This window comes from Mycobacterium sp. NAZ190054 (assembly GCF_001545925.1).
Classification (GTDB): Bacteria; Actinomycetota; Actinomycetes; order Mycobacteriales; family Mycobacteriaceae; genus Mycobacterium.
Genome location: NZ_LMVQ01000323.1, coordinates 15,575 through 29,291 on the forward strand (window position 1 = coordinate 15,575; position 13,717 = coordinate 29,291).

A 13,717-nucleotide genomic window follows, 5' to 3' on the forward strand; every position below is an offset into this window, starting at 1 on the left:
ATGCTCGAATGGTCTGACGTCGATCTTGCCGTGCGCGACGCCGTCCGGGAGTTCGTCGACAAGGAGATCCGCCCGCACCTCGACGAGCTCGAAAGTGGCGATCTGGAGCCCTACCCCATCATCCGAAAGCTGTTCTCGACCTTCGGGATCGACGCGATGGCCAAGGAGGCGCTGGACAAACGCCTCGCCCGGTTGCGGGACGGTGACGATCGACCGGCGAAATCCGGCGCCGGCATGTTCGGTGGCGGCTCCCCCGGCATGGGGTTCGTGCTGATCAGCGAGCTGTGCCGGGTCTCGATGGGGCTGGTCACCGGCATGGGCGTGAGCCTGGGCTTGACCGTGCCGACGATTCAGAGCCGCGGCACCCTGGCCCAGCAGGAGCGCTGGCTGCCGGGCCTGGTCACCTACGAGAAGATCGGCGCGTGGGCGATCACCGAACCCGATTCGGGCTCGGACGCGTTCGGCGGCATGAAGTCCTATGTGGTGCGCGACGGCGACGACTACATCCTCAACGGCCAGAAGACGTTCATCACCAACGGTCCGGACGCCGACGTGGTGGTGGTCTACGCCAAGCTCGACGAGGGTGACGGCGCCGACAAACGCGACCGCAAGGTGCTGACCTTCGTCCTCGACAAGGGCATGGAGGGCTTCGAGCAGTCCAAGCCGTTCCGCAAGATGGGCATTCACTCGTCCCGCACCGGTGAACTGTTCTTCCACAACGTCCGACTGGGCCGCGACCGGCTGTTGGGCGAGACCGAGGACAACAAGTCCGGCGACGGTCGCGACAGCGCCCGGTCCAGCTTCTCCACCGAGCGCATCGGTGTCGCAGCCATGGCGCTCGGGGTGATCGAGGAGTGCCTGCGGTTGAGCGTGGACTACGCCAAGAGCCGCACGCTGTGGGGCCAGGAGATCGGCCAGTTCCAGCTGATCCAGCTCAAGCTCGCCAACATGGAAGTCGCGCGGATGAACGTGCGCAACATGCTGTTCCGCATCATCGAGTCGGCACAGGCCGGCGCTCCGGTGTCGCTGGCCGAGGCCTCGGCGATCAAGTGGTACTGCTCGCAGGCCGCCACGGACGTCGCGATGGACGCGGTGCAGTTGTTCGGCGGCAACGGTTACATGACCGAGTACCGCGTCGAGCAGCTGGCCCGCGACGCCAAGTCACTGATGATCTACGCGGGAAGCAACGAGGTCCAGATCACCCATGTGGCCCGGGGGCTGCTGAGCGGCTAGCCTTCTGCGCCGCCGGTGCCGGTGCCGCCGTTGTCGCCGCCGGCCGTGTCGTCGTTGCCTGCGTTCTGATCGTCGTCGTCACCGGCGTTCTCATCGCCGGCGGCGTTGTCACCCGCCTGTGGATCGCCGCTCTGCGCAGCCGCTCCCTCGATCTCGTCGGCGGGCTTGGGGTCTTCCTCCGGCTCGGTCGACTCCGGGACCTGCACCTGCGTCACGGGTTCGCGATCGGGTTCGAAGACGACGGTGGGACCGCTGCCGGTCGTCGGCTCGATCAGCCCGGACCGGTAACCGGTTTCGTGGCGTGTCTGTTCGACGGGGGCGGGCCCTGAGGAGACCCGCTGATCGGGCCCGCTCGGCGCGGGATCGGCCGGCGGGGGCGCCGGCTGCGGGGCGGGCGGGTCGGACAGTTGCATCTCGTCGAGGTTGGGCGGAATGCCGACGGTCCACCTCGGCCGGTTGTAGGCGGAGTCGATGATCGGCCGCAGCACGTCGTCCATGAAGTTCACGAATTCCGGCTCGAAGCCCCACTCCAGAAGGGGTTGCAGCAGCGGAAGCAGCGGGGTGGGGATCAGCACCGTGGTCACACTGCCCCCGGCGTCGTTGGTGTCGATGTAGTACATGGTGGGCACGGTGAAGATGTCGGTCCATGCCGCGTCGACGTGCAGATCGACCCCACCCATCACGGCGTTGACGACGGCGAGCAGGTTGAACGGGTTGTCCGGGAAATCCGAGACGCCGTCGTACTCGGCCATCACGATCATCACGTGGTACGGGGTCTCGGGCAGCGGCTGGTACGGCACGCCGCCGATGTTCATCATCAGCGGGTTCGGTGCGCCGTAGATCATCACGTTGAAGTGCTCCGGGTCAGGACGCTCGTCCGGGTTCAGCGCCATCAGCATCCGCAGCACCCGGTCCACCGCGGGCGCACCCTCGGACACCCCACCGATTGTGATGCGCTCGTCGGGATTGGCCTCGAGGGTCTTCACCACGGCGTCGTAGAGGCTCTTCGTTCCCTCGTCGACGGAGTACGCGAAGTCGTCGGCACCCGGGAACGGCACGCTGACCCGGTTGTACTCACCGAAGAAGCCGCCGAACGCCGTCGACATCTGTTCGTCGGTCAGTTCGGCGTAGCCACCCTTGCCCCCGACCAGCAATGCGGTCGCGCCGTTCGCGACGGCCGGCGCGAACGCCACTGCGATGACCCCGATGAATGTGACCAACCGCTTCATGGCCCCCACCCGCCCCCGTGTGAGAAGTTCTGTTACCACAGGCTACGAGCCAGCTAACTTTTCGACAATGAATCGCCGGATCCATCTCGATCTGGATCCAGGGACTAGATCCCGGCTCGGCCCGCCCCGGGAAGCGGCCGAAAAATCATGATCAGAACGGGTTTACCGGCCGACAGATGCAGCCGTGGCGGCGTGGCGTCGATCTCATACGGGGACTGCCGATGTGCGGCGCTGCGCCCTTCTGGCAACGGCGTCAGCGGCGGGCGCGAGCGCTCTGGTACAGACAGATCGCGGCGGCGGCGGCCACGTTGAGGCTCTCGGCGCGACCGGGCATCGGGATGCGGACGCCGGCGGTGGCGAGGCCGACGACATCGGGGGGCAGGCCGTGGGCCTCCGGCCCGAACAGCCACGCGGTGCGCGCCGACAGGTCCACGTCATCGAGGCTCACCGGGCCGTCGAGCACCGTTGCCAGCACCTGCAGGCCGGCGTCCTTGAGCCCGGTGACGGCGCCGGTGGCATCCGGCGCACTGAGGACGGGGATCGAGAAGATGCTGCCCGCCGACGCGCGCAGGCACTTGCCGTTGTACGGGTCGACGCTGTCGCCCGCCAGCACCACCGCATCAGCGCCCATCGCATCGGCGACCCGGATCAGCGTGCCGGCGTTGCCCGGTTCGGAGATGCCGACGGGCACCGCGATCAGCGTCGGATCGGCGGCCAGCACGTCGCCGAGCCGGGTCTCCGGCATCGCGCAGACGGCGACCAGGCCGACCGGAGTGACGGTGTCGGACAATGCTTTTGCGGCCTTGTCCGACACCAGGTGCACCGGTGTCGCGCCGAGCAGTGCGGCGAACCTCTCCGCGGCGCTCTCGGTGGCGAAGACCTCGTGAACGAGACCGCGCCGCAACGCTGCCTCGACGAGATTGGGGCCTTCGGCGAGGAAGCGTGCAGCGCGGCGGCGCCCGGTGTGACGGTGCAGTTTGACTGCGGCGACCACCCGGGCAGAACGCTCGGTGAGGGTCAGGCAGCCTCGCCCGACGGAGCGTTGACATCTTCCGGCAGTGCGGCCTTGGCGACCTCCACCAACGCGGTGAAGGCGGCCGGGTCGCTGACGGCGATCTCGGCGAGGTTCTTGCGGTCGACCTCGACTCCGGCGGCCTTGAGGCCCTGGATCAGCCGGTTGTAGGTGATGTCGTTGGCGCGGGCGGCGGCGTTGATGCGCGAGATCCACAGCTTGCGGAACTCGCCCTTGCGGGCGCGCCGGTCACGGTAGGCGTAGGTCAGCGAGTGCAGCTGCTGTTCCTTGGCCTTGCGGTACAACCGGGACCGCTGGCCGCGGTAGCCCTTCGAGGCCTTCAGTACGGTGCGCCGCTTCTTCTGCGCGTTGAGTGCGCGCTTCACGCGTGCCATGGGGTTTTCCTATCTAGGTGGGGTCAGGTTCAAGCTGCGGAGACGCTGACTGGCTAGCCGTTCAGCATCTTCGCGATGCGCGCGGAGTCGTTGCCCGACACCGTGGTGCGGCCGTCGAGACGGCGGGTGCGCTTGGACGACTTGTGCTCGAGCAGGTGCCTACGGTTGGCCTTCTGCCGGACGATCTTGCCGGTTCCGGTGGTACGGAACCGCTTCGAAGCGCCGCTGTGGGTCTTCGCCTTGGGCATGTTTCCTCAGTTCTATGGGGTGTCGGTCGGTGCGTCGTCGGCCGGCGCGTCTCCGCGCTGTCCCGACGGGGTATCTGCATCGTGCGCCGCCTTGGCGCGAGTCTTCGCGCCGCGGTGCGGGGCCAGCACCATCGTCATGTTGCGGCCGTCCTGCTTGGCGGACGTCTCGACGAAGCCGTACTCGGCGACGTCGGCGCCCAGGCGTTGCAGGAGCCGGTAGCCCAGTTCGGGCCGCGACTGTTCGCGTCCGCGGAACATGATCGTCACCTTGACCTTCGACCCTGCTTCGAGGAAGCGGACGACGTGACCCTTCTTGGTCTCGTAGTCGTGGTCGTCGATCTTGGGACGCAGCTTCTGTTCCTTGACGACGGTCTGCTGCTGGTTCTTGCGAGACTCGCGCGCCTTCTGGGCCGTCTCGTACTTGTACTTGCCGTAGTCCATGATCTTGCAGACCGGCGGTCTGGCGTTCGGAGCTACTTCGACGAGATCGAGGTCGGCGTCCGCGGCGACGCGGAGTGCATCTTCGATGCGCACGATGCCTACCTGTTCACCGCCCGGTCCGATCAGGCGGACTTCAGGTACGCGGATGCGCTCGTTGACGCGGGTCTCAGTGCTGATGGGGCCTCCTATGTTGTCCTCAGGAGCCCCTCGATCCGCCGGCGCACTGCCTCCGTGCGAGACAGAACAGCCCTGCTCGAAGCAGGGCCCAAAGCCGACCAGGACAGACATCGGGTGATGTCTGTGACCGGACCGCGTAGCCTTCGGATGACCCGTGGCCGGCGGTGGGAGTTGGGACTCCACTTGCTGTCCCTGGCGTCAGCCGGGACGGTCGCGCATGCCAGTCTAGCAGGCATGACCGATAGTTCTGACATCCCCGATCCGACCGTGCGTGAGCTGGCCACGATACCCGCGGTCGAGGTGATCACCCGGTCGGCCGTCATGTTGATGAGCGCCGCCGCCGAGAAGCTCGGGTTGTCAGAGGCCGACCCCGAGCAGAGCCCGCACCTCGACCTGGACGAGGCCAGGCGCCTGATCACCGCGCTCGCCGGCCTGGTCACCGCCTCCGTGGAGTACCTGGGACCGCACGCCGGCCCGGTCCGCGACGGTCTGAAGACACTGCAGCTGGCGTTCCGCGAGGCCAGCGCAGCTCCGGACGAGCCCGGGCAGGGTCCGGGCGAGAAATACACCGGGCCGGTCTGGTAGCGCCACTCGGGCCCCGCCGAACATCCGCGCGATCAGGGGGTCGAGCGAATATCCTCCCGGCTTATGACCTCAACCAGCCTCGTCCGGGCACGCCCGACGTCCAGGTACCGGTGGGTGCCCGCGGCAGCCGGCTGGATCGTGGGCGTCATCGCGACGTTGTCGCTGCTGGCGAGCGTCTCGCCACTGATCCGGTCGCTGATCCGGGTGCCGCGCGAGTGGGTGGACCAGTACATCTTCAACTTCCCCGACACGAGCTTCGCCTGGGCGTTCGTGCTGGCGTTGCTGGCCGCCGCCCTGGCCGCGCGCAAACGCATCGCGTGGTGGATTCTGGTCGGCTACATGATCGCCGCGCTCGGCTGGAACCTCGCCGCGCTGGTCGGCGGCGGTGAACGCTGGCCCGAGAAGGTCGGCGAGATCGTCGGACTGGGATTTCACCTGGCGGCGATCGCGTTCCTGCTGCTGGCCCGCACGCAGTTCTGGGCGCGGGTACGGCGCGGAGCGCTGGTCAAGGCGGCCGCCACGCTGGTGGCCGGGATGGCCGTCGGGACACTCGTCGGCTGGGGCCTGCTGGAACTCTTCCCGGGAAGCCTCGCCCGTTCCGACCGGTTCTGGTACGCGCTGAACCGGGTCGGCGCGTTCGCCGGGGCGGACGCCGACGTGTTCAGCGGTCACCCGCACGTGTTCGTCAACGCGCTGCTCGGGCTCTTCGGCGCGGTCGCGTTGATGATCGCCGCGGTCGTGCTGTTCCAGTCGCAGCGCGCCGACAACGCACTCACCGGGGAGGACGAGTCGGCGATCCGGGGACTGCTGGAGATCTACGGCAAGAACGACTCGCTGGGCTACTTCGCCACCCGCCGGGACAAGGCCGTGGTGTTCGCACCGAGCGGTCGCGCCGCGATCACCTACCGCGTCGAGGTCGGCGTGTGCCTGGCCAGCGGGGACCCGGTCGGCGACCCCAAGGCCTGGCCACACGCCATCGAGGCGTGGCTGAAGCTGTGCGAGACCTACGGCTGGGCCCCCGGGGTGATGGGTGCGAGTTCCGCGGCGGCGCAGGCCTTCCGTGACGCCGGGCTCAGCGCGCTGCAGCTCGGGGACGAGGCGATCCTGCACCCCGAGAACTTCCGGCTGTCCGGGCCCGACATGCGGGCGGTCCGCCAGGCGGTGACGCGCGCCAGGCGGGCCGGCGTCACCGTGCGGACCCGCAGGCACCGTGAGCTGTCCGCAGCCGAGATGGCCGAGGTGATCGGACGTGCCGACGCCTGGCGTGACACCGCGGACGAACGCGGCTTCTCGATGGCGCTGGGCCGGCTCGGCGATCCGGCCGACGGCGACTGCCTGCTGGTCGAGGCGCTGCAGGGCGGGCACGTCGTGGCGATGCTGTCGCTGGTGCCGTGGGGCGGCAACGGGGTGTCGCTGGACCTGATGCGCCGTTCCCCGCAGTCCCCCAACGGCACCATCGAGTTGATGGTCAGCGAACTGTGCATGCAGTCCGAGGACATCGGCGTCGCCCGGATCTCGTTGAACTTCGCGATGTTCCGTTCGGCCTTCGAGCAGGGTGCGCAGCTCGGAGCGGGCCCGGTGGCGCGGCTGTGGCGTTGGCTGCTGGTCTTCTTCTCGCGCTGGTGGCAACTGGAGACCCTGTACCGGTCGAACATGAAGTACCAGCCCGAGTGGGTACCGCGGTATGCCTGTTACGAGGACGCCCGGTTGGTGCCCCGGGTCGGCGTCGCGTCGGTGATCGCGGAAGGCTTTCTGGTGCTGCCGTTTTCGCGGCGGCACGAACAGCCCCACACCGGCCACCACATCGCCGCACCCGGCCCACTGGTGGCCACCGGCCTGTTGCACAGCGACGGCACCGCACCGGACGGGATCGGGCTGCAGGCCGATACGGCCGAGGACGACAATCCCCGGCTGCCCGAGCAGGTGCGGGTGAGGATGGCCAAACTCAAGGCCTTACAGGGCCAGGGGGTCGACGCGTACCCGGTGGGCAGCCCGCCCAGCCACACCGTCGCGCAGGCCTTGTCCGCCGCGGACGGCGCCGACGTCACGGTGGCGGGCCGGGTGTTGCGGCTTCGTGACTACGGCGGAGTGCTGTTCGCCCAGTTGCGCGACTGGTCCGGGGAAGTCCAACTCCTGCTGGACAATTCACTGCTCGCCGGCGGGGACACCGCGGAGTTCACCCGGACCGTCGACCTGGGCGATCTGATCGAGGTCACCGGAACGATGGGCAACAGCCGGTCGGGCACGTGGTCGCTGCTGGCGACGGGCTGGCGGCTGATCGGCAAGTGCCTGCGGCCGCTGCCCGACAAATGGAAGGGGCTGACCGATCAGGAGGCCCGGGTCCGGGCCCGCTACGTCGACCTGGCCGTCAACACCGACGCCCGCGACCTGATCAGGGCGCGCAGCGGGGTATTGCACGCGATCCGGGAAACGCTGGTGGCCAAGGGTTTTCTTGAAGTCGAGACGCCGATCCTGCAGCAGATCCACGGCGGCGCGAACGCCAGGCCGTTCCTGACCCACATCAACGCCTATGACCTCGACCTGTATCTGAGGATCGCGCCGGAGCTGTACTTGAAGCGGTTGTGCGTCGGCGGGGTCGAGCGCGTCTTCGAGCTGGGCCGCGCGTTCCGCAACGAAGGTGTCGACTTCAGCCACAACCCCGAGTTCACGCTGCTGGAGGCCTATCAGGCGCACGCCGACTACAACGTGTGGATCGACGGGTGCCGGGAGCTGATCCAGAACGCCGCGCAGGCTGCCAACGGCGCTCACGTGTTCATGCGCCCCCGCCAGGACGGGGTCCTCGAGCCCGTCGACATCTCCGGGCAGTGGGCGGTCAAGACCGTGCACGGCGCGGTGTCCGAAGCGCTCGGCGAGCAGATCGGCCCCGACACCGACCTGCCCACCCTCCGGCGGCTGTGTGACCGTGCGGGCGTTCCGTACCTGACGCACTGGGACGCCGGGGCGGTGGTCCTGGAGCTCTACGAACACCTCGTCGAGGACCAGACCCGGGAGCCGACGTTCTACAAGGATTTCCCCACGTCGGTGTCCCCGCTGACCCGACCGCACCGCAGCATCCCCGGTGTGGCCGAACGGTGGGACCTGGTCGCCTGGGGCGTCGAACTCGGCACCGCGTACAGCGAACTGACCGATCCGGTCGAACAACGGCGCCGGCTCCAGGAGCAGTCGCTGCTCGCCGCCGGCGGCGACCCGGAGGCGATGGAACTCGACGAGGACTTCCTGCAGGCGATGGAGTACGCGATGCCTCCGACCGGCGGCCTCGGGATGGGCGTGGACCGGGTGGTCATGCTCATCACCGGGCGCAGCATCCGCGAGACCCTGCCGTTCCCGCTGGCCAAACCGCGCTAGCTCCGACCTCGTTCGCAGCGAGGTCGCAGCCGGTTCGCAGCTGCGGTGCTCAATCTGGACACTGTGACGTTGACGCACGGTTGGTTGCCGGTGTCGGTCCAGATCCTGACGGCCGTCGCCGTGGTGGCCGCGGTCGGGTGGCGGACGCGCCGATGGCGCACACTGTGGCTGCCGTGGTCGACGCTGATCGGGGTGTTGCTGGCGGTCGCCGTGTACTGCTACATCGAGTCCGCCGGTGTCGCCGACGACACCGACCCGGCGCCGCGCACGTTCTGGTTGTGGATCGCCCTGTGCGGCTTCGCGTTCGGTGTGCTCCTGGCGGGGTGGCGCGGAGCCCGGTGGTGGGTTCGCGGTGCCGCCCTGCTGGCGGTGCCGCTGTGCGTGCTGTCCACGGCGCTGGTGCTGAACCTGTGGGTCGGCTACTTCCCCACGGTGCAGACGGCGTGGAGCCGGCTGACGGCGGGACCGCTGCCCGACCAGACCGATCAGGTCACCGTGACGGCGATGCAGAGACAGCACAGGATCCCGATCAAAGGCAGCGTGCTCACCGTCGACATCCCCGCCACCGCTTCGGGTTTCACACATCGGAGAGAGTTCGTGTACCTGCCGCCGGCCTGGTTTGCCGATCCGCCGCCGGCCTTGCCGGTGGTGATGATGATCGGCGGCGAGTTCAACACGCCGGCGGACTGGCTCGGGTCCGGCGGGGCGGTCAAGACCCTCGACGACTTCGCCGCCACGCACGGCGGCTATGCCCCGGTGATCGTGTTCGTAGACGCCGGGGGAACGTTCCGCAACGACACCGAGTGTGTGAACGGCACGCGCGGCAACGCCGCCGATCATCTCGTCAAAGACGTCGTGCCCTATGTGAAGTCGCACTACGGTGTCAGCCCGAACAGCGCCAACTGGGGTGTCGTCGGTTTTTCGATGGGCGGCACCTGTTCTGTCGACCTGAGCGTCATGCATCCGGACATCTTCGGTGCGTTCGTCGACATCGCAGGCGACGCGGCACCCAATGCCGGCAACCAGACCGAAACCGTGGACCGGCTGTTCGGCGGGAACACCGACGCCTACCTGTCGTTCGACCCGGCCTCGGTGCTCACCCGGCACGGCCCGTATCAGGGGCTGGCGGGATGGTTCGACGTCAACAGCTCCGTCGGTGGCGATGCCAAGCCCAACGATCAGGCGCTCGCCGCCGACCGCCTGTGCGGGCTGGCCATCCGATCGGGCATCGACTGCGCAGTCGTCAGCCAGCCCGGCAACCACGACTGGCCGTTCGCGTCGAACGCGTTCGCGACCGCGTTGCCATGGCTCGCAGCCAGAATCGGCACCCCCCGGGCACCTCAGGTCGGCTTTCCGACGGCGATCCGCGGGTAGCCTGGGAACCATGCCGGACGAACCCAGCACCGAGCCCGAGATCGTGGCTGACGTCGTGGCTGACGTCGTGCCCGCCGCTCCACCGGCGCCGGTCGACACCGGATACACCGCCGACGGCGTCCCGACGTTCGACTCCGTGCGCGAGAAGATCGAGACCCGCTACACGACCTCGATCGGCGCGGCCGAACTCGACTCCGAGACGATCGAGGGTCGCACCATCGAGGAACAGTACGACGCGCGGCAGCGCGCCGCCGCCGAACGTCTCGCCCAGATCCGGGAATCGATGTCGAAGAAACCCGACAGCGGTCAGTAGTCGCTCTCCGCCGCGAGCACCTCCGCCAGGAAGGCGTCCGGCCCGGGACTGCGCAGCCGCGCCCGAGCGAATGCGCGCACCCTGTCCCGCGCCTCGCGTGTCTCCACGGTCCCTGCGCCGATCGTGACCACGGTGTCGCGCCAGTCATGGTTCCAGGCCGCGGTGTCGGTAACCGGAGTGCGGTCGGCGTCGACGAGTACGACGGACGCCGCACCCGCGCCGTCCAGTAGGCCGGCACCGGTGACCCCGGCCGAGCGGATGCCGACCGCGATCCCCGCCGGGGAAGCCGGACCCACCAGATCGGTGCGCACGGTGGCGGTGGCCGCGGCGCCGTCGGCGCCGACCCGCCAGTGCACGGTGTTCTCGGCGGCATCGAACACCCGCGGCGGAACAGCCGCCCAGCTCACCGATGCCGCGCCGACCGCGATCGGAATGCCGGCGGCATCCGGCCGTTGGCCACCGGCTACCAACGCGTAGTCGTCGCGGCGGTCCCCGAGCGATCGGCCGCCCGCGGCCTCGATCCCCAGGTCGTCGACCAATTCGGCGCACACCCGCGCCAACTTCTCGACACGCGGGTCCCCCGAGCGCGCAAGCGAATCGAGCGCACCGGTGTGGGGCTGGAGCAGCCCCGCGACGTCGGAGTCCAACGTGTCCTCATTGAAATAGTGCTGCGCGGAGGCGGTGAGCAGCGCCAGTTCCGCGTCCAGGACCGCGAGGTCGAGCCCGAGGATGCCGTCGCGATAGCTGGTCGGCCACCACCTGCGCAGCCAGTGCCCCGTCGCCAGCCGGCGCAGCTGCCTCAACTCCGTGGCGTCGAAACCGGGACCGGCGACCTCGACCGGCCCGGTGGCGGCGCCATCCAGTGCGGACACGATGTCGGCGTGCCCTTGCTCACCGACGACCCGCCAAAGCCATTCCGCGCGGAGGACGTCGGTGAACGCCAGGTGTGGCGGCGCCTGCGGTGGATCGTCGACCGTCCAGGACAGCACCGCGCCGGGCAGCTCGACGACGGCGGTCAGCGGTCCTGGGGGTCGGGCCGGCTCCGTGGCCCACAGCCCGGCGTCGGTGACGAACCTCATCGGGTGTCCTGCGCCTCGAGCATCGTCTTGATGCGCTGGCGGTGGTCCAGGCTGACCGATCGGGACACCCCTTCGAGCAGCTCGCGCACGACACCGACCTCGGAGCAGGGTTCCTGCCACACGTCGCGGCCGTGCAGACGTGCCCACAGCCGGCTCAGGTAGGGCCGGCAGAACGCGGCGAGCTCGTCGACGACGGCCTGCTGACGGGGATGGAGCGGTGCGCCGCCTGCCAGGTATCGGCGCGCGTGCAGCACGTAGGCCTCCTTGCGCAGCCGCGCCTGGATCTGCCGGGCCAGTTCGCTACGGCACGGAGCAGTGTCGTCGAGTGGCGCGAGGTCGACGGCGACGTCGATGCCGACGATCAACGTCGCCTGCTTGTCCTCACCGAGCAAACCCCATGGGGCACAGGCCCGGTCCACCTCCTCGGCGCACAGCAAGGGCACGTCCGGCAGCTCGTCGCGGGCCAGTGCCCGGCGCAGGGTTGCCCGCACCCGGTCGGCCACACCACGGTCCAGGGGACGCTCGCCGGAGCCACCGGTGATCTCCGGAGGCTGTTGCGGCTCAACTGAACTCATCCCGAGAGCGACGATCGACCACGGCAGGGACGCGGGGTCGCGGTGCGCGGCGGCGCCCAGGTTGTAGGGCGTCGGGTCCGCCACCAGCGCCGTCCACACGCGCTGGCGTGCCGCCGCAGCGGTGTGGCTGTCCGCCCGCCCCAGCACGGTGCTCAGTCCCGACAGGAACGGACCGCTTCTCTGCGGACCGGCCTGCACGTCGTGCCAGCTGCGCACGGCTTGCGCCGACAGCGCCGCGACGACGCCGGCATCGGCCAGGTGACGGTCGAGCACCTCGGTCGCGGTGCGGTCGCGGTCGGAGTGGATGTCACGCAGGACGGCCGCGGCCACGTGCTGCTCGCCCGGCGCCCCGCGGGTCACCGCGAGTTCGAAGCACAGCGGGAAGTACAGCTCCTGTGCGTTGCCCGTCGTGATACGCAGCCGGCGACGCTCCTTTTTCAGCAGGTCGAACCAGTGGGCCGTGGCGCGCAGCGTGTCGCCGTGGCTCAGGATCGCCTCGTGCATCTCGGCCGCGACCGCGTCGGTCACGAAGGGCGCCGAAAACCTGGTGTTCGCGCGCAGTCTGAGCACCAGCGGGTCGAGGATGCGTTTCACGGTGCGGGTCAGCGGGCCGCCGTCGTCACCGCTGAGCACCTCGACACCGGGACCGATCGACCGCCAGGCCCTGTCAATGACCGCGCGGCGGGGTTGCCGCACGGACACCGGGGTCTCGGGGGCCGCGCTCACCGGATCAGGATAGATGTCGGGTCGGGCAGCCTTCGTCGTCCCGCGCCTGTCAGGTGAATTCTGTTCGGACTGCCATGAAGTCGAGCTCGACGTGATGGTGAGCCGCCCGGAGGGCGGGCAGTTCATCGCGCGCCGTCCACGGTGAACGTCACCAGCGCAGCCCAGTACAGCGGGCTGGCCGCCGGATCACCGTCGCGCCAGCGCGTCATCTGGGTGCGCTGCCAGGCGTTGACCGCCCGGCCCGCATGCTGTGCCTCGTGGGCGACGTCCACCCCGATCACGGTGTCCGCCATCGGATCCTGGGAATCGGCTGCGCCGCCGCAAAACCGGCGGTATCCCGCGGCGGTCGGCAGCGACCACAACGTGGCGGTGACCACGTCGGCGCCGCCGAGGATCAACGCGGCCACCAACCCGGTCGCCTCGTCGAACCGGTAGTCTCCGCCGGACGAGCACGCCAGCAGCGCGGCGCGGGGCGGGATCGGCAGCTGCGCCGTCATCAGTTCCCCTGCCGTCAACGGCCGCTGCTCGGCCAGATGCACCGCCGCCCGGTCGGCATGCCCGATGTCGCCGTCGGCCGCGCTGGCGTGCCCGACGTACATCAACCGGCTGGGACCGCGGCTGAGCTGGGTCGCCAGCCATCCGCGGTCCGCCTCGCCGGAGCGGAACAACTCGACGGCGGCGTCCACGCCGGGCAGCACGTCGCGCCGGGCCCGCAGTTCGGCGAAATGCCGGGTCAGCGGCCCGTCGGGGTCCGGTCGGCCGAGCACCGAACCCAGCGGTGAGTCGGGTCGCTGCCCCGGGATCCTGGGGTCGAGGACCAGCAGCACGGGATGGTCGCGGTGTTCGGGTGCACGTGCAGCCGCGCGGCCACCGCGGCGATGTCGCCGAAACCGTCCAGATAGGCCTGCAGGGTCGAGGCCATCAGCGGATCGTCGGTGCGCAGCCGCCGCACCCGCGGGTCGAC

14 protein-coding genes are annotated in these 13,717 nt (G+C 69.4%); 5 read left to right on the forward strand and 9 right to left on the reverse strand.

The features are described from left to right. The gene (locus ASJ79_RS20295; RefSeq protein WP_067959091.1) at nt 1-1,233 is read left to right on the forward strand and encodes an acyl-CoA dehydrogenase family protein; all 1,233 of its coding nucleotides are present in this window, start codon (nt 1-3) and stop codon (nt 1,231-1,233) included. Here ASJ79_RS20295 and ASJ79_RS20300 read toward each other — a convergent pair. The 5 genes from ASJ79_RS20300 to infC all read right to left on the reverse strand — a co-directional run bounded on the left by ASJ79_RS20300 (nt 1,230) and on the right by infC (nt 4,735). After that, entirely contained in the window at nt 1,230-2,462 is a 1,233-nt protein-coding gene (locus ASJ79_RS20300; RefSeq protein ID WP_067959094.1) for a PE-PPE domain-containing protein, read from the reverse strand. The genes ASJ79_RS20295 and ASJ79_RS20300 overlap by 4 nt on opposite strands. A gap of 253 nt (nt 2,463-2,715) precedes the next feature. Beyond that, nucleotides 2,716-3,456 carry an RNA methyltransferase gene (locus ASJ79_RS20305; protein WP_067959100.1) on the reverse strand — a complete coding sequence of 247 codons (741 nt, stop codon included), beginning with the start codon at nt 3,454-3,456 and terminating at the stop codon, nt 2,716-2,718. A gap of 23 nt (nt 3,457-3,479) precedes the next feature. Continuing rightward, nucleotides 3,480-3,869 carry a 50S ribosomal protein L20 gene (gene rplT / locus ASJ79_RS20310; RefSeq protein WP_011780528.1) on the reverse strand — a complete coding sequence of 130 codons (390 nt, stop codon included), beginning with the start codon at nt 3,867-3,869 and terminating at the stop codon, nt 3,480-3,482. A 53-nt stretch (nt 3,870-3,922) separates the two neighbouring features. Beyond that, nucleotides 3,923-4,117, reverse strand: coding sequence for a 50S ribosomal protein L35 (rpmI, locus tag ASJ79_RS20315; RefSeq protein ID WP_067959103.1), 195 nt, complete (start codon nt 4,115-4,117; stop codon nt 3,923-3,925). Nucleotides 4,118-4,129: 12 nt separating this feature from the next. Beyond that, nucleotides 4,130-4,735 carry a translation initiation factor IF-3 gene (gene infC, locus ASJ79_RS20320; RefSeq protein ID WP_082753952.1) on the reverse strand — a complete coding sequence of 202 codons (606 nt, stop codon included), beginning with the start codon at nt 4,733-4,735 and terminating at the stop codon, nt 4,130-4,132. A 234-nt stretch (nt 4,736-4,969) separates the two neighbouring features. Between infC and ASJ79_RS20325 the strand changes: the two genes are divergently transcribed. The 4 genes from ASJ79_RS20325 to ASJ79_RS20340 all read left to right on the forward strand — a co-directional run bounded on the left by ASJ79_RS20325 (nt 4,970) and on the right by ASJ79_RS20340 (nt 10,373). Further along, a complete protein-coding gene (locus tag ASJ79_RS20325; RefSeq protein ID WP_067959111.1) occupies nt 4,970-5,320 on the forward strand; it encodes a DUF1844 domain-containing protein in 351 nt (116 codons plus the stop codon). A 63-nt stretch (nt 5,321-5,383) separates the two neighbouring features. Continuing rightward, nucleotides 5,384-8,686 (forward strand): bifunctional lysylphosphatidylglycerol synthetase/lysine--tRNA ligase LysX, encoded by a 3,303-nt coding sequence (lysX, locus tag ASJ79_RS20330; protein ID WP_067959114.1) that lies wholly within the window; start codon nt 5,384-5,386, stop codon nt 8,684-8,686. Nucleotides 8,687-8,749: 63 nt separating this feature from the next. Then, complete coding sequence (locus ASJ79_RS20335; protein ID WP_231750949.1) at nt 8,750-10,060, forward strand: alpha/beta hydrolase family protein; 1,311 nt, start codon at nt 8,750-8,752, stop codon at nt 10,058-10,060. 10 nt (nt 10,061-10,070) lie between these two features. Further along, nucleotides 10,071-10,373: a hypothetical protein gene (locus tag ASJ79_RS20340; RefSeq protein ID WP_067959120.1), complete on the forward strand. Its 303-nt coding sequence runs from the start codon at nt 10,071-10,073 to the stop codon at nt 10,371-10,373. On the opposite strand, the gene ASJ79_RS20345 is transcribed toward ASJ79_RS20340, so the two are convergent. From ASJ79_RS20345 to ASJ79_RS34220, 4 genes are all read right to left on the reverse strand, one after another. Beyond that, nucleotides 10,367-11,452, reverse strand: a complete 1,086-nt coding sequence (locus ASJ79_RS20345) for a hypothetical protein (RefSeq protein ID WP_067959121.1) — start codon at nt 11,450-11,452, stop codon at nt 10,367-10,369. The two genes, ASJ79_RS20340 and ASJ79_RS20345, sit on opposite strands and share 7 nt — an antisense overlap. Next, entirely contained in the window at nt 11,449-12,753 is a 1,305-nt protein-coding gene (locus ASJ79_RS20350) for a hypothetical protein (protein WP_067959124.1), read from the reverse strand. The genes ASJ79_RS20345 and ASJ79_RS20350 overlap by 4 nt, the downstream gene beginning before the upstream one ends. Nucleotides 12,754-12,875: 122 nt before the next feature. After that, nucleotides 12,876-13,520 carry a CHAT domain-containing protein gene (locus tag ASJ79_RS20355; RefSeq protein ID WP_369803726.1) on the reverse strand — a complete coding sequence of 215 codons (645 nt, stop codon included), beginning with the start codon at nt 13,518-13,520 and terminating at the stop codon, nt 12,876-12,878. Next, nucleotides 13,487-13,717: helix-turn-helix domain-containing protein (locus tag ASJ79_RS34220; RefSeq protein WP_231750950.1), on the reverse strand; the 231-nt coding region annotated here is incomplete at its 5' end. The genes ASJ79_RS34220 and ASJ79_RS20355, both read right to left, overlap by 34 nt.

Coding starts and splice junctions, on each gene's coding strand:
- ASJ79_RS20295 (WP_067959091.1), top strand. CDS start 1: ATGCTCGAATGGTCTGACGTCGATCTTGCCGTGCGCGACGCCGTCCGG.
- ASJ79_RS20325 (WP_067959111.1), top strand. CDS start 4,970: ATGACCGATAGTTCTGACATCCCCGATCCGACCGTGCGTGAGCTGGCC.
- ASJ79_RS20340 (WP_067959120.1), top strand. CDS start 10,071: ATGCCGGACGAACCCAGCACCGAGCCCGAGATCGTGGCTGACGTCGTG.
- rpmI (WP_067959103.1), bottom strand. CDS start 4,117: ATGCCCAAGGCGAAGACCCACAGCGGCGCTTCGAAGCGGTTCCGTACC.
- ASJ79_RS20345 (WP_067959121.1), bottom strand. CDS start 11,452: ATGAGGTTCGTCACCGACGCCGGGCTGTGGGCCACGGAGCCGGCCCGA.
- ASJ79_RS20300 (WP_067959094.1), bottom strand. CDS start 2,462: ATGAAGCGGTTGGTCACATTCATCGGGGTCATCGCAGTGGCGTTCGCG.
- rplT (WP_011780528.1), bottom strand. CDS start 3,869: ATGGCACGCGTGAAGCGCGCACTCAACGCGCAGAAGAAGCGGCGCACC.
- lysX (WP_067959114.1), top strand. CDS start 5,384: ATGACCTCAACCAGCCTCGTCCGGGCACGCCCGACGTCCAGGTACCGG.